Origin of the sequence: Ensifer sp. (assembly GCF_035999135.1) — a bacterium.
In the GTDB taxonomy this organism is placed as follows: Bacteria; Pseudomonadota; Alphaproteobacteria; order Rhizobiales; family Rhizobiaceae; genus Ensifer.
In genome coordinates, this window is the sequence record NZ_DASYGZ010000168.1 from 1 (window position 1) to 18,723 (window position 18,723).

An 18,723-nucleotide genomic window follows, 5' to 3' on the forward strand; every position below is an offset into this window, starting at 1 on the left:
GCTTGTAGCCGGTCGTGTTGATGTTCGCGATGTTGTTCGCGATCACTTCCAGGTTCAGCTGCTGGGCGTTCATGCCGGTGGCGGCGATGGAAAGGGCCTTCATGTCTCGTTCCTTCAGATCTGCATGCGCGCGATTTCGAGGTAGGCGGTCACCACCTTGTCGCGGATCGCGATTGCGGTTTGCAGCGACTGCTCGGCGCTCATGACCGAATCGATGACTTCGCGGGTGTTTGCCTGACCACGGATGCCGTCGAGCGATACGCCTTCGGCCTTCTTCATCGCGTTGACGGTGTCGGTCGCCATGTCGCCGAGAACCGAGGCGAAGCTCTGGCCCTGCGGAACGCCGGGGGTTGCGGCTGGCAACCCGAATGCCGACGAAGAGGACGACGTGGCGCGGGTGCTTCCGATCTCGTTGGTGACGGAGAAAGCGCCGAGGGATTTGACTGCGTCGATCATTATTGCGAGGCTCTCAACAGGTCGATTGTCTGGGAAATCAGATCGCGGGACTGCTTGATGGTCTGGAGGTTCGCCTCGTAGGCGCGGTTGGCTTCGCGCATGTCGGCCATCTCGACCAGGATGTTGACGTTCGGCAGCTTGACCATGCCCTTCTCGTCGGCTGCCGGATTGCCCGGATCGAACTCGACGCTGAAGTCCGAATCATCCGTTCCCTGCCGCTCGATCTCGACCAACGATGCGCCACTTGCCCGATCGACTTCGGCGGCAAAACTGATGGTCTTGCGGCGATACGGATCGGCTCCCGGCGTATCGCCGGTGGAGCGGGCGTTGGCGATGTTCTCGGAGACGACGCGCAGGCGGGTCGATTCGGCCTGGAGGCCGGAGGCCGATACCTTGAGGGCTGAGGTCAATGGATCCATGATTCTTACTTCCGTACCGTCATCAGCATCATTCGGTGAAACGCCTTCACGAGCCCGGCGGAGAGCTCGTAATCGCGCTTGATCTCGCCGGTCTTCATCATTTCCTGCTCGATCGCGACACTGTTGCCGGACTGCTGGATCTGTACGCCGTCGATCATGCCGACTTCAGCCACCTGGGAGGCTTCCAGGCCATCGGTGAAATGCGCCTTGTTGGTCGCAGCCATCTGGAAGCCGGTGTCCGCAAGCACGCTATCAAACGGCTTGACGTCCTTGGCCTTGTAGTGCGGCGTGCTCGCATTGGCGATGTTGCCGGCCACCACGTTCTGGCGAACGGTCAGCCACTGGGCCTGCCGGGACGCGAGATCGAAAAGCTGAATCGGTTGCATCAAAAGCTCCATGCTTGGTGATGCGAACCTAGGCCGGTAATCTTGCGTGGGACTTTCGTCAAAGGCAGGTGCCGCAAGATGACCAAATCTGCGGCGCAGGCGCCGGCTTAACGGCAAATGCTGCGCATCCGCCCGGATACGCAGCTGTCGGCGGGCTCAAGGACGCGTCCCGCGATCAGTTGGTCTGGTAAACTTCGCCCGATGAGGTGATCATCACCCAACGTCCGTCGCGTTGCTCCAGCGTTGCAAGACGGCTATTGTCGGGCAGGACCGAGCCGATGCGCACGATGTACATGCCGCTTTCGTCTTCGATCAGGGCGCGGCCGTTGGCAACATGCATCAACTTGAAGCCCGACTTTGAAGGGAACGGCTGCGAAAGCCCTTCTCCGGCTGCGGCGCCCTCCGGCCCCGGACCGCCGCCTATGCCCGGCACGGTCGCCGTGGTCAGCTGGTCGATTGCGGCCACCGTCTCGCCGTCGGCGTCCGGCATGGCCAGTGGCGAGACCGAAACAACGTTGCGCGCGCCGCGCTCGGGCAGATCCCGGGTGGAACCCTGCCAGAGCGGTGGCATCGTGAACTTGTCCTGGTGGAAGAAAGCGTACCACGGGAAGAATGTTGCAAAAGCGGCGAGCGCCACGCCGGTCGCAGCGAGGAACTTGTCCGTCATCGGCATGCGGCTTCGCTTGCGCTGATGAACCATTTCGTCCGCATCATAATCGGTCATGGCCATCACCTCGCTCTCGCACCCGGTTGATTGCCCATCGCTGCCGCCTTCAATGCATTGGCGAGGTCGGAAAAGGCATCCTGTGCCGGGCGCTCACCGGCAGTCTGCGTCAGCACGTCGTAAATCACCGGAACCTGCTTGATCGCCATGTCGAGGTCCGGATCACCGCCGGGGCGATAGCCGCCGATGAGGCGAAGATCGCGGGTTTCCTCGAAACGGTGGATCAGCGCCTTCAGACGCGCGACGAGCTTTTCCTGGTCGGGTGTCCACGCCTTGCGCGCCAGTCGCGAAATGGAGGCGAGCGGATTGATCGGCGGATAGCGCCCCTCTTCCGCAAGGGTGCGTTCAAGAACGATGTGGCCGTCCAGGATGCCGCGCGCGCTGTCGGCGACGGGATCGTTATGGTTGTCGCCATCGACGAGGATGGAGATGATGGCGGTGATCGTGCCGGAACCCTCGGCGCCGGGACCGGCGCGCTCCAAAAGTCGGGGCAATTCGGTGAACACCGATGCCGGATAGCCGCGGGCGATCGGCGGCTCGCCTGAGGCCGTCGCCACCTCGCGGATCGCGTGGGCAAACCGGGTGACGCTGTCAACGATCAGGAGCACGTTGTCGCCGTTGTCGCGATAATGCTCGGCGATGGTGACGGCGGTCAGCGGCGCCATCTTGCGCAGCATCGGGCTTTCGTCACTGGTCGCCACCACCGCCACCGATTTCGCCAGATTGTCGCCGAGCGTGTCCTCGATGAATTCACGCACTTCGCGACCACGTTCGCCGACCAGCGCGATCACCACCTTGTCGAAGGCGTCGGCGCGCGCGAGCATGGACAAAAGCGTCGATTTTCCGACGCCGGAGCCCGCGAAAATGCCAAGGCGCTGGCCAAGGCACAGCGGTGAAAAGATGTCGATCGCCCTGACACCGGTCAGGAAGCCCTTCTCGACCCGCTTGCGGGTCATCGACGGCGGCGCGGTGTTGGAGATCGAACGGCGCACCTCGCCTTGCGGCAGTGGACCCAGGCCATCGATCGGTTCGCCAAGCGCATTGATCGCCCGGCCACACCACTGGTCGGTCGGCGCGACCCGGAAGGCGCCCTTGCGGATGACCGTGTCATGGATGCCGATCGGGTCCCCCGGCTCGATGGGGCAGACCACCACGCGCTCCGGCTCAACCCTGACCACCTCGCCGAGATGAGTACCCGTCACGCTCTTGTGCGCGACGAAATCTCCGAGCCGCACATGCCTCGACAGGCCGGTCACCGTATAGTGGCCGGGCGAGATCGTCTGGACGTGACCACCGGGCGCGATCGAGAATTCGGGCTTGGCGTAGCGCTCGACCAGGCCCGCCAGTGCCGAAAGAGACGTCGATCCGGTGTTTGATTTCAGGCCTTCGCGTTGCATGCCGATGTCCGTCAGAGATTAGCGGGCGCCGCCGAGCGTCTTGATTGCTTCCTCGAGCGATCCTTCGCCGTCGCGCAAGAGGGCGGTGATGTTGTCGAAGGCACGGGTGACCGTGATCAGCTGCGACATTTCCTGGACCGCATTGACGTTGGATTCCTCGACGAAGCCCTGCATGACGCCGACGTCGAAACGGTCGACCACCGGCTCGGCCTGCGCGGCCGGCAGAACGGCGCTGTTGTCGAGGCGGGTGAAGCCCTTGCTGAAATCGACCTCGTAGAGACCGAGCGTGGCGATCGCCACACCGTTCTGATGCAAGGCACCATCGGCGCCGACGGTGATTTCGCCGTTGTTGCCGTTGAGCTGGATCGGCGCGCCGCCGGCGTCGAGCACCGGATAACCGCGGATCGAGACAAGCTCGCCCGTATCGGTCAGCGTGAAACGGCCGTCGCGCGTCAGCGCCGGACCGGATGGCGTCTCGATCTGAAACCAGGCATCGCCCTTGATGGCGAAGTCGAGCGCCGAGCCGGTGCGCGACAGCGAGCCGTTGGAGGTGTTGAGGAACTCCTCGCCCTTGCTGACATAGGCGACCTTCACCGGCTTGGTGTCGCCGAGCATCTGGTTGAACTTCACCTCGGTCCCGCGGAAGCCGACTGTGCTGGAATTCGCGATGTTGTCAGCAAGCGTGTTGAGGCGCTTTTCAAGTGCCATCTGCGACGAAATCGCGACGTAAAGACCGGTTTGCACGTTCAGTTGCCCCCGAGTTTCAGGCTGTTGATGGACAGGAGAAGATCGGAAGAAATGCCGTAGCCGCTCGACGAGCCGAAGACTGCGAGCGGATCGTAACCGTCCGTTGAATTTTTGACTTCCCAGAGCGCGGTGAACCGGTCGAGAAACTCGGTCACCTTGCTCGAATCCTGGAAGTCCTTGAAGTCGAGCGCCTGTTCGTAGGCTTCGGCCTGACGATCGACATTCGTCGCTGCGAATTCGTCAGGCAGCTGCAGGGTGGTGCGCACCACCTGGGCCAGCGCCTCATCGGCGATGATGGCATAGCCGCTGTCGATCGTCGGCGCCATGCGCGAGAAATAAAGCGCGAGACGCACGCCGGCATTTTCCTCGCCGGCGTCCTGCTCCAGGGTCTGGCGGGCATATTTGTCGGCGACACCCTTTTGCGCCCGGTCAAAGGACGTGGCGGCCGCGCCGTGGGCGGCGAAGTTCAGCGATTCGACGAGCTGCTTGTAGCGGCTGTCGCTCAGCTTGTTGGCAAACGCATCCTCTTTATCGACCCCCTCGGTCAGGACCTTGCGCATGAAGGCCTTGGCATAGCCCATCTCTTCGAGGCCATGCGCCTTGATGGCATAGTTGTAGAGCCTGGTGTCGGCGAAGAAGTCGTCGATGGTTTTGACGTCGCCGATTTTCGACAGGTAGTACTCCGTCTCACGCGCGACGTCCGGCTGCTCGGCAACGCGGGCGAGCGACTTCGTCAAGTCGGCCGTTATCAGCTTGTAGCTCGTATAGGTCGTGGTCACGGTCGGTTCGCCCCTGCCGGAATGAGACAGGCAGACCATGCGCCTGCCTTCTTAATCCTGACCCGAGAGCCTTGCGCGAACCTGTTCCAGCGACGGAGGTTTTCGCCGGTACCGGCCAGCCTCACGCAAGGCTGAAACCGTATCCCGTTAGCGGAAAATAAGATCGCGACAGGTATCGAATATGAACATCATCATCGGACTTCTTGTGACGTTCGGCTGTATCCTCGGCGGCTATCTGGCGATGGGCGGCCACATGGAAGTCCTCAACCAGCCGTTCGAGCTGCTGATCATCGGCGGCGCCGGCGTCGGCGGCTTCATCATGGCCAACTCGATGAAGGTGGTGAAGGATACCGGCAAGGCGCTCGGCGAAGCCTTTCGCCACAAGGTGCCGAAGGAGCGCGAGTATCTCGACACGCTCGGCGTTCTCTATTCGCTGATGCGCGACCTGCGCACCAAGTCGCGCAACGAGATCGAAAGCCACATCGACAATCCGGAAGAATCGACGATCTTCCAGTCGGCGCCGACGGTTCTGAAGAACAAGGAACTGACCGCCTTCATCTGCGACTATGTGCGCCTGATCATCATCGGCAACGCCCGCTCGCACGAGATCGAAGCGCTGATGGACGAGGAAATCCAGACCATCACCCACGACAAGATGAAGTGCTACCACGCGCTGAACACGATGGGCGACGCCTTCCCGGCGATCGGTATCGTCGCGGCCGTTCTCGGCGTCATCAAGGCGATGGGCGCGATCAGCGAGGCGCCCGAAGTTCTCGGCGCCAAGATTGCGGCCGCCCTCGTCGGCACCCTGCTCGGCGTGTTCCTCTCCTATTCGATCGTCGCGCCGCTCGTCGCCAACGTCAAATCGGTGCGTGAGAAGCAGAACCGCCTCTACATCATCGTCAAGCAGACGCTGCTTGCCTACATGAACGGCTCTGTGCCGCAGGTTGCGCTCGAATACGGCCGCAAGACCATTTCGGCCTACGAGCGTCCGTCGATCGACGCGGTCGAGCAGGAAATGATGAACCCCGGTGGCGGCGGCGAAAGCAAGGCGGCTTGATCCCATGACGTCTGAGACCTCCAACGTTCACGCATTCGACCGCAAACTCCTGGCGCGCATGACTGGCGCGCTTGGCGACGACCGGGTGATCGGGCGCCTCGCGCTCGAGCTCGGCCAGGTCTTTGGCGAATTCCTGCCCGACATCTGCCGGGCGGAAACCGGTCTCGACATCGCCATCGGCTATGCGGGCCACAGGACGGGACTGCGGCGCGACCTGATCGCCGCGCTCGGAACCGGCGTGCTCGTCAGCGACATCTCGCTGCGCAACTGGTGCACGGATTTCCAGATCGGCTGCGACAGCCCGATCATCATCACCCTGGTCGAGGCCCTGCTTGGCGCCGAGCCGGCAGGCATCGAGGAGCCGCAACCGCGCGCCCTTTCCCCGATCGAGATCGACGTCGCCGTGCCGCTCTTCGAGAAGATCGCCGACGTCTTGCGCACCGCCGTGAACGCGCCTGGCGGTTTCGAACCGGTGGTCGAACGCCCGCTCAACAGCACCCAGCGCCCCAAGCCCGACCCGATGGTCGAGGACGTCCATGCCGGCGCCATCGACATGACCATCGGCTTCGGCCCGGTTCTGTCCACCTTCTCGATCATCGTTCCGCAAAGCGTGCTCCTGAAGACCACGGTCGTCTTCCCGAAGGGCAGCAACCAGCAGCGCAAATCCAAGACCGAGTGGACCGAACAGCTCGAGGAGCAGGTTCGACGCTCGGCAGTGACGATCGAGGCAAGGATCCGGCTCGAAAACCTGACGCTCGAAACGATCAGCCGTCTGCAGCCGGGCGACGTCATTGCCTTCCACGACGCACAGGACGTGCGTGTCGATGTCAACGCCAACGGTCGCGACCTCTACGTCTGCGAATTTGGGCGTTCGGGGTCGAAATACACGGTCAGGGTCAAGGACACCCACGGGTCCGAACAGGACATCCTTCGCCACATCATGAGTTAAATCGGCCTGCCGCGTCCCCGCAGCATGCCTGAGGCAAGCTTCAACTGGAATAGTTCTCACATGGCACCCAAGAAAGCACCCATCAACGAGCAGGCGACAGTCGCTGTCGGAGACATGGAACTCGACCAGGCGATCAACGACCTGCGCGGTGTCCTCAAGCAGGACTCGGATGCTCCGGCCGCCTTCGGTTCGGAGTTCGGTCTCGACGATTCGACCAGCGCGATGACCGACTTTTCCGGCGACTTCGCAGCACCGGCGGCCGGTCTCGACGCGTTTGGCGGCGACTTTGGCACGAGCGACTTCGGCGCCGATCTCGGCGGCAGCGCTGCAGCCGGCGACTTCGGCGGCAGCGACTTTGCTGCGAGCTCCTTCGACAGCGCCGACGCCGCCATCGACACGCCCCCCGGCAGCGGCATGACATCCAATCTCGATCTGATCATGGACATTCCGATCGACGTCCAGATCGTGCTCGGCACGAGCCGGATGCAGGTTTCCGGCCTGATGAACCTCAGCGAAGGTGCGACGATCGCGCTCGATCGCCGCATCGGCGAGCCGGTGGAAATCATGGTCAACGGCCGGGTGATCGGTCGCGGCGAAATTACCGTTCTCGACGGCGACGATACCCGTTTCGGCGTCAAGCTCATCGAGATCAAGGGCAGCAAGAAGTCATAGGCCCGATGATCGGGCAAAGGATGAATCCATGATGGATTTCGAAAGTTTCGAGGCTCAGGCGCTATCAAGGCCGCTCAGCCAGACGGACAAGGCGGCGGCAGTTCTGCTTGCCATGGGAAAAGGCGTCGCGAGCAAGCTCCTGAAGTTCTTCACCCAGAGCGAGCTGCAGTCGATCATCGCATCGGCGCAGTCGCTGCGCGCCATCCCGCCGCATGAACTGGAAGCCCTCGTCAACGAGTTCGAAGACCTCTTTACCGAGGGTGCCGGCCTCATGGACAATGCCAAGGCGATCGAAAGCATCCTCGAAGAAGGCCTGACCCCGGACGAAGTCGACGGTCTGCTCGGACGCCGCGCCACGTTCCAATCGTACGAAGCCAGCATCTGGGATCGCCTGCAGGAATGCGACCCGGCAGCCGTTTCGGTGCAGCTGGCCAAGGAACACCCGCAGACGATCGCCTACGTGCTTTCGATGATGCCGTCGAGCTTCGGCGCCAAGGTGCTGCTGCAACTTTCCGAGACGCAGCGCCCGGACATCCTGAAGCGCGCCGTCAACATGAAGGACGTCAACGCCAAGGCAGCCGCGATCATCGAGAACCGCGTCATGGAAATGATTGGCGAGATGGAAGCGGAACGCAATTCGGCGGGCCCGACCAAGATCGCCGAAGTGATGAACGAACTCGACAAGCCGCAGGTCGATACCCTGCTCGCCTCGCTCGAATCGCTCAGCACCGCGTCGGCCAACAAGGTTCGCCCGAAGATCTTCCTGTTCGACGACGTGCTCTACATGCCGCAGCGCAGCCGCGTACAGCTCTTCAACGACGTTTCGACCGACATCATCACCATGGCGCTGCGCGGTTCGACGATGGAATTGCGCGAATCGGTGCTCGCCTCGATCGGCGCACGCCAGCGCCGCATGATCGAGTCCGACCTCTCCATGGGCGATACCGGCATCAACCCGCGCGACATCGCGATCGCCCGCCGCTCGATCACGCAGGAAGCCATCCGCCTGGCCGCCAGCGGCCAGCTCGAGCTCAAGGAAAAGGACGTGCAGGCGGCCTGACCGACGGCACGGCGCCGTTTTGAGGCGCAGCCGGCCGCCAGGCGGCCGGCAAACGATCCAGCTATCCTTAATTTCTGTTGAGCCCCGGCGAATGCCGGGGCTCAACTCTTGCCTGCCCTACCCTTCGGGTCCACTACAGGATGCGCAACTTTTGCCCTGCGGCCCTAGAGGACGCAGCCGCGCTCAAGAGGGAACCGGGAGCCGTCCTCGCTCATGTCGGACGATCAGGACAAAGACAGCAAAACAGAAGCCCCGTCCGAGAAGAAGATCTCCGACGCCGCCGAGAAGGGCAATGTGCCGTTTTCGCGCGAGGCGACGATGTTCGCCTCGACGCTGGCGATCTATATCTTCTTCGTTTTCTTCATGGCGGACGGTGCCGGCACGATCGCTTCGGCACTCAAGGACATTTTCGAACAGCCGGAGGCCTGGCGCCTCGAAAACTCGACGGACGTCGTCGCGCTGATCAGCCATCTCGCGTGGAAATCGGCCGCCCTGGTGCTGCCGGCCTTCGTGTTGCTGATCCTCTTCGGCGTCGGTTCCTCGATCTTTCAGAACCTGCCAAGGCCGGTGCTCGACCGCATCCAGCCGAAGATGGAGCGCGTGTCGCCGATGGCCGGGCTGAAGCGCATCTTCGGCGTCCAGGGCCTGGTCGAATTCGCCAAGTCGCTGTTCAAGATCATCGTGGTGTCCGTCGTCGTCGTGCTCGTGCTCTGGAACGACTATTATGCGACGCTCGACCTGATGTTCTCCGATCCGGTCACGATGTTTACGACGATGTCCAACGATCTCAACCAGATCATGATCGTCATCCTGCTGGCGACCGCGGTGCTGGCGATCGCCGACCTCTTCTGGTCCCGGCATCATTGGTACACCGAACTGATGATGACCAAGCAGGAAGTGAAGGAGGAAATGAAGCAGGCCCAGGGCGACCCGATCGTCAAATCGCGCCTGCGCTCGATGCAGCGCGACCGGGCACGCAAGCGCATGATATCCTCGGTGCCGCGCGCCACGCTCGTCATTGCCAACCCGACTCACTATGCCGTTGCCTTGCGTTATGTCCGCGAGGAGAGCGATGCGCCGGTGGTCGTCGCCATGGGCCAGGACCTCGTGGCGCTGAAAATCCGTGAAATTGCCGAGAAAAACGGCGTGCCGGTGTTCGAGGACCCCCCGCTTGCACGCTCCATGTTTGCACAAGTCTCGGTGGATAGTGTGATTCCACCCGTGTTTTACAAGGCAGTCGCCGAACTCATTCACAGGGTGCATGCGTCGCAACCAAAACGGATGACATAACTCCGATGAAAAAGTGCGAATTCTCCGAGAAGCGGGAACAAATCGTAGCTGAAGCAATCCGCCCTGTGGCGACAGAACTGCGTCTGATCGACGCCGCCGACTTCATCGCGCTCCTGCGGTTCGAGTCCTATGCCAGCCTCGCGGATCTCGTCGAATCGGCCGCAGAGCTGTATTTCCTGCCCGGAACGGTGAACTTCGGCCTTGGCGGCAACTACAACCTGGATTGGGACTGCGAACCGGAGATCGTGCTCGATCTCGAACTCAAGCCGCGGGGCGTGACGATCTATGTCCGCCTGTCGCTCGGCAACGAAACGGCCGGGATCGAAATCAGCCATATCACCTTCCAGAACCCCTCGTCCGATCCGGACGAGAACACCGCGTTCCTGGTGAAGAGCCTGGAGGAAGCGAAATTCGTCACCACCTATGAGCTTCCGCTGGCGAGTTGAGCGGTCGGATCACACCGTCGGTCAGGACCGTCAGCGACAACTGACGTTTCGGGCTTCGCCCAGGGCCGTGATCGTCTTCGACCTGCCGCCGCCGAAAAGACCGAAACGCCGCGCCGGTAGGCGCACGTGTTCCTAGCTGATGTAGCCGAGGCGGATCGCCTTGGCGATCGCCTGGATGCGGTTGACCGAATCGAGTTTCGTCGTCGCGGCACCCAGATAGGCGTTGACCGTGTGGACCGAGAGACCCATGCGTTCGGCGATCTCTTCGCTGATGTGACCATCGCCGGCCATCTGCAGGCAGGCGATCTCCCGGTCGCTCAAGGTTTCTGCCGGCGCGACACGCCTTTCGTCCGCCGCCAGAAGATCGGTCATGATCATGCAGCTGCGGCCGTGCAGGTCGACCACCTGTTCCGTCGAGGCATCGACATAGCTGCCGGCAAAGACGACGTATCCGTTGCCCTGCGCGCCGAGCCTGACAGGAAAGGCGATACCCGAATAGGGCAGCTTGCGGCCCTTGAACCGGAGCGCGAAAGGCGCCAGATCCGAAAGCTCGGCGGCCTGATATTCACCCGTTCCATCCCAAAGCACCGGCAGCAGCGACTGATCGAGATGAGCGACAAGCTCTTCGCCGTAGGCATTGACGAGGTCGTGGGCGTTTGCCTCCGCCGCCACGCCCCAGTTGTCGAGTACGCAATTCAGCTTTCGCCCGGATCCCGTTCCCTTGCCGTTGAGGCGCAACACGGCGAAATTCTTGGCGTTGATCTGTCGCTGCATCGCCTGCAGGCGTGTGACGAGAGTTGCGGCCCGAGCCGCGCGATTGCCGCTTCTGGCGAGCTTCTGTTCGTCTTCTATCCGCCCGCCACCGAGAAAATGCGTCATCGCGCCCGTTCCTCACACAAGGTTGTTGCGCACCGCGTAGGCAATGGCTTCCGATCGCGTCCTGGTCGCGGTCTTGCGCATAACGCTGGTGATGTAGTTGTTGATGGTGTTGCGCGAGATGCCGAGAATAACCGCGATCTCCTCGCTCGTCTTGCCCTCGGCGATCCAGAACAGGCACTCAAGCTCGCGTTCGGTCAGCTCGAAATCTCGATCGTGGCGAACTTCGGCACGCGTGGTGAAGCTCGCCAGATAGCCCGCCAGCAGCGTGACGTCGCGCAGGCTTTCCTGCGACAGGATCACGTCCTCGGGAACCAGCAGCATCAACGAGAAACGAAGGCGCCCGACATTGAAGGTGATCGCGCAATACTCGCGGCTGAGCCCCCGAGGCAGGTCGATATCGTCTGGAAGCGCATGGAAACACGGCTGCAGGACGGCCAGGCATTTTTCCAGCTCCGTCGTCTTGGCATGCAGGGCGGTGATGACGCCCGAAAGGCGTCGCACCACATCAAAAGGCCAATCGGAGCACACAACGTGGTCAAGTCCGGTGTCCTGGGACAGGTCGTAGCGCGCCAGGAGATAGTGACTGGCGCCGACATAGTCGGTCAGAGCCGAAAGTCCGCTTCCAAGTGCGCCGCGCCCGGCGACCTCGCCCAGTCGTCGCAAAAGCTGCTCGCGTGAAAATCCACCGCCGCGTGCGCGCGTCGGCGCCGACGGCAAAGGCCAGACAGCAATGTCTGCTTGCGAAATGTCCATGAGTTCAGCCCCTGTGCCGGATCCCCATCCCGGAACTGCACTTGCACTGTCGCCGCCAACAGCCGGCCGAAGCCGAGTATCACCACCAGTCGCAGATCAGGACGCGAATCAACTGTTTAAAATGTACATCGACGCGAGAAAAAAAACATCGCCATCTTCTGGCTATTTACTTCGCGCCAGCCGCATGAATCGATTCGGCAATGAAGGGCGCCGGACATGGTCCGCAACTGCCAAAGCCACAACGTCTCCAATCCAACTCATTGATAGAGCGAGCATTTTTCTTCCATCCGCTGAGCCTTTTGGTCCAATCCTCGCGGTTATCGGCGGGGTGGCGCGCAGGCAAGGAGGCGAAATCATCCCGGATTTGGGTCGTTTTTCTTCAATTGCGAAAATTAGAAACCGCCAAAATTATACTTTGTTTTCACAGCTGTTGCTGAAATGCACCAGTGATTTCCTAGCCGAACAACATTTCACCAATATATAAATTGTAGAACTGACAGAATAAACAGAAACAACCATCAAGAATATATTTTCGATTATCTCTGTATTCCATGATGCCGGCATAGTAGTTGACGGCAAAGGATGCACGCCATGCGGGCGAGCCGAATCTATAAATTAAGATATCGTTAAAATATTACCATCAACGGCATGCTGCGGGACTCGGCTGGAATCAGTTCGAAACTTGAAGAAAATTCTGCATGCAGGCGCAACCGCCAACCGGACTCCTACAATATTTGCCGAAGGCCATGCGGCGCCCCGCCGGCGCGAGAAACGCAAATCCCGCCACGAGGGCGGGACTTGCATGGATATCGGGTTTTTTGAGCGCCTTTGTCACGCGGCCTTGTCGAGGGCCCACTTGCGCAGGATCTTCGCCGCGCGCTCTTCGCTGATCTCGACCATGCGGGCCAGGCGCCGCTCCGGTCCTTCCTTGACGCGGCGGTTGAAGCCGCCGCTGTCGTCGCCGCCCATGCTGAGCAGGTCGTCGGTGCTGTCGAAGCCGAAGTCGGAGCCGAAGCCTTCCATGAGCGCGCCGCCCGCTCCGGCATTGGCCGGAGAAAAGTCGGGCAGTTCGAGGCCGGCAGCTTCGCCCTGGACCTGACCGGCGCCGCCGCCAAGACCCAGCTGGCGCGCCAGCGGCCGCATGCCCATCCAGACCACCAGGAAGGCGACGACGACGAAGGCGAGTGCGTTGATGATGCCGCCGAGATTGCGCGTCAGCGTCTCCATGACACCCGGACCAGCGACCGCCTGATCGAGCAGTTGGGTCTCGACGAAGTCCATGGCCGTCAGGGTCACGACATCGCCGCGGCTCGTATCAAGGCCGGCGGCCGAGGCGACGATCTTCTGCATGTCGGCGAGATAGGCGTCGATCTTGGCCTGGTCAGCCGGCTCGCCCACCATCGCGGCAAGACGGCCGCGGTTGACGACGACGGCGACCGAGAGCCGCTCGACCGTGTAGCTGTTCTTGACGGTGGCGATCGTCTTGCTGTTGATCTCGTAGTTGGTCTGCTCTTCCTTCTTCTCGGCCTCGTCGCTCGACTTCGGGCCGGCGCCGCCGGTCGGGGCGGCCTGCGGAATGTTCTGCTGCACGGTTGCGGCATTGTCCGGCTGCTGCTGGCTGGACTTCTGTTCTTCCTTGGTCACGCGGGTCGAACGCTCGACGCGCGATTCCGGGTCGAACACCGTTTCCTGGATCTGCTGCGTATCGGTGTTCAGGCGGGCGGTGACGCTGGAGCGGAAGTTGTCCATTCCGAGGAACGGAGCGAGCGCATTGTCGATCTTCTTTTCAAGCTCGGCCTGGACGTTCTGGACGACGCCGAGCGACTGGTTGAGGGCGCTGTTGGTCGGATCGTCGCCGGAGGCGAGCAGCTGCCCGGTCGAATCGAGCACGGTCACGTCATCGACGTCGAGCCCCGGCACGGAAGAGGCGACGAGATGGCGGATCGAGGCTGCGGCGCTGCGGCCGACCGTGGCGCTGGCGCGGATCATGACGGAAGCGGTCGGGTTCTGGTCGGCTTTGCGGAAGCTGCCGCGCTCTGGCATGACGATGTGGACGCGGGCGGCGGCAATGCCGGAAATCTGCTGGATGGTGCGGCCGATTTCGCCCTCGAGCGCACGAACGCGGGTCACCTCCTGCATGAAGGACGTGAGGCCAAGCGAACCGACGTTGTCGAAAAGCTCGTAGCCGGCATTGGCGCTGCTCGGCAGGCCGCGCTCGGCGAGCATCAGCCGGGCCTTGCTGTTCATGCCGACCGGAACCTGGATGCTTGCGCCATCGGAGCCGACGTTGAAATCGATATTGCTTTCAGCCAGCGCGATGCTGATCTGGGTGACATCGCTGCGTTCGAGCCCGACATAAAGCGTCTCGAACGAGGGTCTGTTGACGTAAATGCCGGCCCCGAGCACCATGCCGACCGCAACGATGCCGGCCGCAGCCAGCGCAATCAGCTTTCCTTGCCCAAGACTGCTCAGGTTCTTTGTGAACGTCGAGAGTTGATCCAACAGACTCATTCTGTTTCCGCACCCAGTATCGCAAGGCCTTCGATCCGGTCATCGGATGTATGCCCTGCGCAGTTCCAACATTCGGGTTTGCTGGCTTTCGACATGCCTCGTATCGGTTCCAATGCCCACGAATCTACCAGCCCCGATCGGGACCGTAGGAAACGAAACTTGCGCGAACTTGGCTTGATGGGCCTTGCTGGCCCCTCAAAAGGCGCGATGGACGAATTATCCACGGCGCGAAATCGACGGCAAAAACCGGCTCATCGGCCGGCGCGGCAGCGCCGGCGCGCCGAGAAGCACGCCGTAAGGCATTGAATCAAAAACTATTATGGGTGCAGACGGTTCGCGCTCTGGCGAATGGCGGGTCAGAAAGCCTCGAAATCGCCGGCCGCTTTGGTCAGCGGTTGGGAGTGGCCGTGGCGCAACATGCCGTTGCCAAGCGTCTTCTTCATGTCCGCAAGCTTGACCAGGCTTATGGCCGTTGTGACGTCGACCAGCCAGCTATCGGGGATGGAGGCGGTGATCGTGTCGATGAATTCGGCAAGCCCACGGGTTTTCTGCACCGCCAGGTCGATCCCCTGCAGCACCATCATCTTGTCGGGATTGTCGAGCGCGTCGAGGCTCTCGTCGCCCAGGAGCTGGGGTTCTATCCGCTCGATCAGGTAGGCGACGTCGTGCAATTCGGTGACGATGCGCATCAGCACTTCGGGGAGCGCTTCTTCCACGTGCGGCATGTGGCCCTGGTATTCAGTCTGCATCGGTAAGTCTCACGTGGCTCGGGGCTTCGGTAGAAGGTCGTAGTGCGGCCTGCGAGGCGCCTGCCTCGCAGGGTCAGAAGAATTCGATCGAGCTTTCCACAGGCTTCGGCGCGACGATCGGGCGTTCCTCCAGCTGCACGGTGCGCTGGGTCTCGACCCCGGTCAGTGCGTACTGCCGGGCGCGCCCGGAAGACGGCCAGTATTCGAGCTTGCGACCATGCTCACCGCCGGTGCTTTCGCCGACGATGCGGATGCCTTCGTCAAGCAGGAACTGCCGGGCGAAGGCGGCGTTCTGCTCGCCGACATTGGAGAAGCGGGCGATCGTCTTGGCGCCGCCAAAGATCTTGGCTTCGAGACGATCTCGCCGGGCGCCCTGCTTCAGCAGACCGTTGATGAGGAGTTCCATCAGATGGACCCCGTAGCGGGTCGCGTCACCGCCGGTAGCGGGTGACGTCGCGGAACCGGGCAGCAGAAAGTGATTCATGCCGCCGACACCGACCACGGGATCGCGCATGCAGGCTGCCACGCAGGAACCGAGGATGGTCGACAACACGACATTGGGATCGTTGAAGACCTTGTACTCGCCCTGGATGACATGCACGCGCTTGCCGGCGGCTTCATTGTTCATTTGAGCGCCCCGAATACGGCTTCGATCGCGGCCTTCATCTTTTCGATGGTGAAAGGTTTGGCCAGCACATTGTTGGCGCCGAGGGCCGCGGCCTTCTGGACCAATGCGCGGTCGCCCTGGGCCGTCAGGATGATGAAGGCCGCCTTCTTGGTCGCCGGATTGGCGCGCACGGCCTGCAGCAGGCCGAGCCCGTCCATTTTCGGCATGTTGAAGTCGGAGATCACCAGGTGGTGGGGGTTCTGGGCCATGATCTTCATGCCCTGCTCCCCGTCGCCCGCGGCGGTGATCTGCTTGAAACCCAGCTGCTGCAGGGCGTCACCCAGAAGCAGGCGGCTCGTCACCTGATCGTCGACGATCAGAACTTTGATTTTTTCGGCGATGGACATTATTCGCTTCCTTCCTTGCGGAGCGCCGCTGCTTTCAGGACCTCCTCCCCGATCGAACCGAGGGGGAGCTGGGTTTCAACGGCGCCCAATTCATAGGCGACTCTCGGCATGCCGTAGACGACACATGTCTTTTCGTTCTGGCCGAAGGTCTTTGCTCCGGCATGCCGCATTTTCAGGAGACCGGAGGCGCCGTCGCGCCCCATGCCGGTCAGGATCACGCCGATCGCGTTGCGGCCGGCAAGTTCGGCGACCGAATCGAACAGCACGTCGACCGAAGGGCGATGGCCGTTGACCGGATCGCGGTCGACCAGGCGGCAGCAGGGTGCCGTGGCGTTTGCGACCTGCAGATGGCGCTCGCCGCCGGGCGCCAGGTAGACCTTGCCGATCTCGAGCCGCGCACCGTCCGTCGCCTCCTGAACCGTCGGCGCGCAGAGGCGGTTCAGCCGCTCGGCGAAGCTCTTGGTGAAGGTATGCGGCATGTGCTGGGTGATCACGGTCGGCGGGCAGTTGGCCGGGAATTTCTGCAGCACAGTGATCAACGCTTCCACGCCGCCGGTGGAGGCGCCGATCGCGACGATCTTGCGGCCGGCCCGATATTCCGAGGCGGCGTTCGCATTGGCGGGCGCCGGAGCGGCCGCCTTGTTGCCGGTGATGATGAACTTGCGCTGCGAACGGGCGGCCGCCTTTACCTTGTCGACGAGGCCGGCGAAGGGTTGCGGGTCGCCGGGATGCGGCTTGCCGACGCAATCGAACGCGCCGATTTCAAGCGCGGCGATCGTCGCCTCCGCACCCTTGTGCGTCAGCGTCGAGACCATGATGACCGGCATCGGCCGCAGCCGCATGATCTTGTCGAGGAATTCGAGGCCGTTCATGTTCGGCATCTCGATGTCGAGGGTGACGACGTCAGGGTCGAGCTGCTTGATCGCCTGGCGCGCCTCCATGGCGTCGGCCGCCTGGCCGACGACGGTCACGTCCGGGTCGGCATTCAAGACAGCGGTGATCAGGCCACGCATGGTGGCGGAGTCGTCGACGACGAGAACACGTGCGGGAGCGGTCATGCCCGTCCTCCATGAAACTTGCCGGTATGGCGGTAGGTGGTGATGCCGATGTTGTCGAAGTGCGCCTTGGCGTCGCCCGACACGCGTTCGGAATGGCCGATGTAAAGATGCCCGTCGGTGTTGAGCATTCCGGCGAAGCGCGACCAGATCTTCATCTGGGTCGGTTCGTCGAAATAGATCACGACGTTTCGGCAGAAGATCACGTCGAACGGCCCCTTGAACGGCCACTGCGCCATCAGGTTCAGTTCGTTGAAGGTGATCAGCCGCTTGACCCGCTCATCGACCTGCCACTTGAAACGGCCGGCGACGTTGACTTCGGAGAACCACTGCTTGCGCATCGCCGGGTTGACGGTTTCGAGCGCCGTTGCGTCATAGGCGCCGGCACGGGCGAGCGCCAGGATCTTCGGGTCGATGTCGGTCGCAAGGATGCGGAAGTCATAGTCGGCCGCATTCGGCAGCAACGACAGCACCGTCAGCGCGATCGAGTAGGGTTCCTGACCGTCCGAGCAGGCTGCCGACCAGATGCGAACCCGGCCGCCGGCCTTGGCGCGCGCGATCAGGTCCGGCAGCACGTCGGTCTTGAGATGCTCGAAGTGATGGTTCTCGCGGAAGAACCGCGTGAAGTTGGTGGTCAGATGCGAGAGCATGTCGCGGCGGGCAGCGGCACCGGCGGGCGATGAGACCAGCTGGCAATACTCGCGGAACCCCTTGAGCCCGAGGTTGCGGATGTGCTTGGACAGCCGCGAATAGACGAGCGATGCCTTGCTCTCGTTCAAGTAGATGCCGGCATCCGCATAGATCATCGCGGCGATCTCGCTGAGATCGCGACGGGTCAGCGGATATTCGCCGCTTGCCAGGCATTCATCCGGCGAGAGCTTCTGTTCGAAGGCGACCTGGTTCCTCATGCGGCTTCCCTTTCTTCCTGCGGGAAGATGGCTTCCAGCTCTATGAGGCAGATCATCCGGCCTTCGATCGCGAGCACGCCGCGGGCGAAGCTCTTTTCGAACTCCGACGAGATGACGTCGGGCGTCGGCTGGATCTTGTCGTCGGTGATCGTCAGGATGTCGGAGACGGCATCCACCAGAAGGCCGACAACCTGGCTTTTCACCTGGGCGACGATGATGACGTGGCGCACGGTCGGCTCGGCCGGCTTCATGCCGAGCCGGGCCGAAAGATCAACGATCGGCAGAACGGCGCCGCGCAGATTGATGACGCCGAGCACATAAGGTGGCGCATGCGGCATCGATGTCGCGGGTGTCCAGCCGCGGATCTCGCGCACCTGCATGATGTTTACGCAGAATTCCTGATCCCCGACGCGGAAAGCGATCAGCTCCCGTCCGTCCGTGGTCAGATTTTTTGCGGCATAGGTCATTG

General features: G+C 62.1%; 24 protein-coding genes. 7 read left to right on the top strand and 17 right to left on the bottom strand.

Annotation, left to right across the window (positions count from 1 at the left end):
- From VGO12_RS21630 to VGO12_RS21665, 8 genes are all read right to left on the bottom strand, one after another.
- A partial coding sequence (locus VGO12_RS21630; protein ID WP_327497620.1) for a flagellar basal body protein occupies positions 1–103 on the bottom strand: 103 nt, incomplete at its 3' end.
- A gap of 11 nt (positions 104–114) precedes the next feature.
- Positions 115–456 carry a flagellar hook-basal body complex protein FliE gene (locus tag VGO12_RS21635; protein WP_327514807.1) on the bottom strand — a complete coding sequence of 114 codons (342 nt, stop codon included), beginning with the start codon at positions 454–456 and terminating at the stop codon, positions 115–117.
- A complete protein-coding gene (gene flgC / locus VGO12_RS21640) occupies positions 456–875 on the bottom strand; it encodes a flagellar basal body rod protein FlgC (protein ID WP_327514808.1) in 420 nt (139 codons plus the stop codon). Before flgC ends, VGO12_RS21635 begins: the two co-directional genes overlap by 1 nt.
- A gap of 5 nt (positions 876–880) precedes the next feature.
- Positions 881–1,261 carry a flagellar basal body rod protein FlgB gene (gene flgB, locus VGO12_RS21645; RefSeq protein ID WP_327514809.1) on the bottom strand — a complete coding sequence of 127 codons (381 nt, stop codon included), beginning with the start codon at positions 1,259–1,261 and terminating at the stop codon, positions 881–883.
- 175 nt (positions 1,262–1,436) lie between these two features.
- Positions 1,437–1,991 (bottom strand): flagellar protein, encoded by a 555-nt coding sequence (locus tag VGO12_RS21650; protein ID WP_327514810.1) that lies wholly within the window; start codon positions 1,989–1,991, stop codon positions 1,437–1,439.
- Positions 1,991–3,382 carry a flagellar protein export ATPase FliI gene (fliI, locus tag VGO12_RS21655; protein WP_327514811.1) on the bottom strand — a complete coding sequence of 464 codons (1,392 nt, stop codon included), beginning with the start codon at positions 3,380–3,382 and terminating at the stop codon, positions 1,991–1,993. Before fliI ends, VGO12_RS21650 begins: the two co-directional genes overlap by 1 nt.
- Before the next feature lie 18 nt (positions 3,383–3,400).
- Positions 3,401–4,126 (bottom strand): flagellar basal-body rod protein FlgF, encoded by a 726-nt coding sequence (gene flgF / locus VGO12_RS21660; RefSeq protein ID WP_327514812.1) that lies wholly within the window; start codon positions 4,124–4,126, stop codon positions 3,401–3,403.
- A 2-nt stretch (positions 4,127–4,128) separates the two neighbouring features.
- Positions 4,129–4,908, bottom strand: coding sequence for a DUF1217 domain-containing protein (locus VGO12_RS21665; RefSeq protein ID WP_327514881.1), 780 nt, complete (start codon positions 4,906–4,908; stop codon positions 4,129–4,131).
- Between the two features lie 181 nt (positions 4,909–5,089).
- Here VGO12_RS21665 and motA point away from each other — a divergent pair, with 181 nt between their 5' ends.
- From motA to VGO12_RS21695, 6 genes are all read left to right on the top strand, one after another.
- A complete protein-coding gene (motA, locus tag VGO12_RS21670; RefSeq protein WP_043613037.1) occupies positions 5,090–5,968 on the top strand; it encodes a flagellar motor stator protein MotA in 879 nt (292 codons plus the stop codon).
- 4 nt (positions 5,969–5,972) lie between these two features.
- Entirely contained in the window at positions 5,973–6,917 is a 945-nt protein-coding gene (locus VGO12_RS21675; RefSeq protein ID WP_327514813.1) for a FliM/FliN family flagellar motor switch protein, read from the top strand.
- Between the two features lie 60 nt (positions 6,918–6,977).
- Positions 6,978–7,589, top strand: a complete 612-nt coding sequence (gene fliN / locus VGO12_RS21680) for a flagellar motor switch protein FliN (protein ID WP_327514814.1) — start codon at positions 6,978–6,980, stop codon at positions 7,587–7,589.
- 28 nt (positions 7,590–7,617) lie between these two features.
- Positions 7,618–8,649 carry a flagellar motor switch protein FliG gene (gene fliG / locus VGO12_RS21685; RefSeq protein ID WP_327514815.1) on the top strand — a complete coding sequence of 344 codons (1,032 nt, stop codon included), beginning with the start codon at positions 7,618–7,620 and terminating at the stop codon, positions 8,647–8,649.
- A 213-nt stretch (positions 8,650–8,862) separates the two neighbouring features.
- Positions 8,863–9,939, top strand: coding sequence for a flagellar biosynthesis protein FlhB (flhB, locus tag VGO12_RS21690; RefSeq protein ID WP_327514816.1), 1,077 nt, complete (start codon positions 8,863–8,865; stop codon positions 9,937–9,939).
- Between the two features lie 5 nt (positions 9,940–9,944).
- Positions 9,945–10,385: a hypothetical protein gene (locus VGO12_RS21695; protein ID WP_327514817.1), complete on the top strand. Its 441-nt coding sequence runs from the start codon at positions 9,945–9,947 to the stop codon at positions 10,383–10,385.
- Positions 10,386–10,517: 132 nt separating this feature from the next.
- Here the strand turns inward: VGO12_RS21695 and visR are convergent, their stop codons facing one another.
- On the bottom strand, positions 10,518–11,264 hold the full coding sequence (gene visR / locus VGO12_RS21700) for a transcriptional regulator VisR (protein WP_327514818.1): 747 nt from the start codon (positions 11,262–11,264) through the stop codon (positions 10,518–10,520).
- Between the two features lie 12 nt (positions 11,265–11,276).
- Positions 11,277–12,017, bottom strand: a complete 741-nt coding sequence (gene visN, locus VGO12_RS21705; protein ID WP_327514820.1) for a transcriptional regulator VisN — start codon at positions 12,015–12,017, stop codon at positions 11,277–11,279.
- Here visN and VGO12_RS21710 point away from each other — a divergent pair.
- Positions 12,016–12,501 carry a hypothetical protein gene (locus tag VGO12_RS21710; protein WP_327514821.1) on the top strand — a complete coding sequence of 162 codons (486 nt, stop codon included), beginning with the start codon at positions 12,016–12,018 and terminating at the stop codon, positions 12,499–12,501. The genes visN and VGO12_RS21710 overlap by 2 nt on opposite strands.
- Positions 12,502–12,848: 347 nt before the next feature.
- Here VGO12_RS21710 and fliF read toward each other — a convergent pair whose 3' ends face one another.
- The 7 genes from fliF to VGO12_RS21745 all read right to left on the bottom strand — a co-directional run bounded on the left by fliF (position 12,849) and on the right by VGO12_RS21745 (position 18,721).
- A complete protein-coding gene (fliF, locus tag VGO12_RS21715; protein ID WP_327514822.1) occupies positions 12,849–14,528 on the bottom strand; it encodes a flagellar basal-body MS-ring/collar protein FliF in 1,680 nt (559 codons plus the stop codon).
- A 356-nt stretch (positions 14,529–14,884) separates the two neighbouring features.
- On the bottom strand, positions 14,885–15,277 hold the full coding sequence (cheT, locus tag VGO12_RS21720) for a chemotaxis protein CheT (protein ID WP_327514823.1): 393 nt from the start codon (positions 15,275–15,277) through the stop codon (positions 14,885–14,887).
- Positions 15,278–15,350: 73 nt separating this feature from the next.
- Positions 15,351–15,905 (bottom strand): chemoreceptor glutamine deamidase CheD, encoded by a 555-nt coding sequence (cheD, locus tag VGO12_RS21725; protein WP_327514824.1) that lies wholly within the window; start codon positions 15,903–15,905, stop codon positions 15,351–15,353.
- Positions 15,902–16,291: a response regulator gene (locus VGO12_RS21730; protein WP_026618232.1), complete on the bottom strand. Its 390-nt coding sequence runs from the start codon at positions 16,289–16,291 to the stop codon at positions 15,902–15,904. The genes cheD and VGO12_RS21730 overlap by 4 nt, the downstream gene beginning before the upstream one ends.
- The gene (gene cheB, locus VGO12_RS21735; RefSeq protein WP_327514825.1) at positions 16,291–17,349 is read right to left on the bottom strand and encodes a protein-glutamate O-methylesterase CheB; all 1,059 of its coding nucleotides are present in this window, start codon (positions 17,347–17,349) and stop codon (positions 16,291–16,293) included. The genes VGO12_RS21730 and cheB overlap by 1 nt, the downstream gene beginning before the upstream one ends.
- Complete coding sequence (cheR, locus tag VGO12_RS21740) at positions 17,346–18,254, bottom strand: protein-glutamate O-methyltransferase CheR (protein WP_327514826.1); 909 nt, start codon at positions 18,252–18,254, stop codon at positions 17,346–17,348. Before cheR ends, cheB begins: the two co-directional genes overlap by 4 nt.
- On the bottom strand, positions 18,251–18,721 hold the full coding sequence (locus VGO12_RS21745) for a chemotaxis protein CheW (RefSeq protein WP_077962382.1): 471 nt from the start codon (positions 18,719–18,721) through the stop codon (positions 18,251–18,253). Before VGO12_RS21745 ends, cheR begins: the two co-directional genes overlap by 4 nt.
- Positions 18,722–18,723 lie beyond the last annotated feature (2 nt).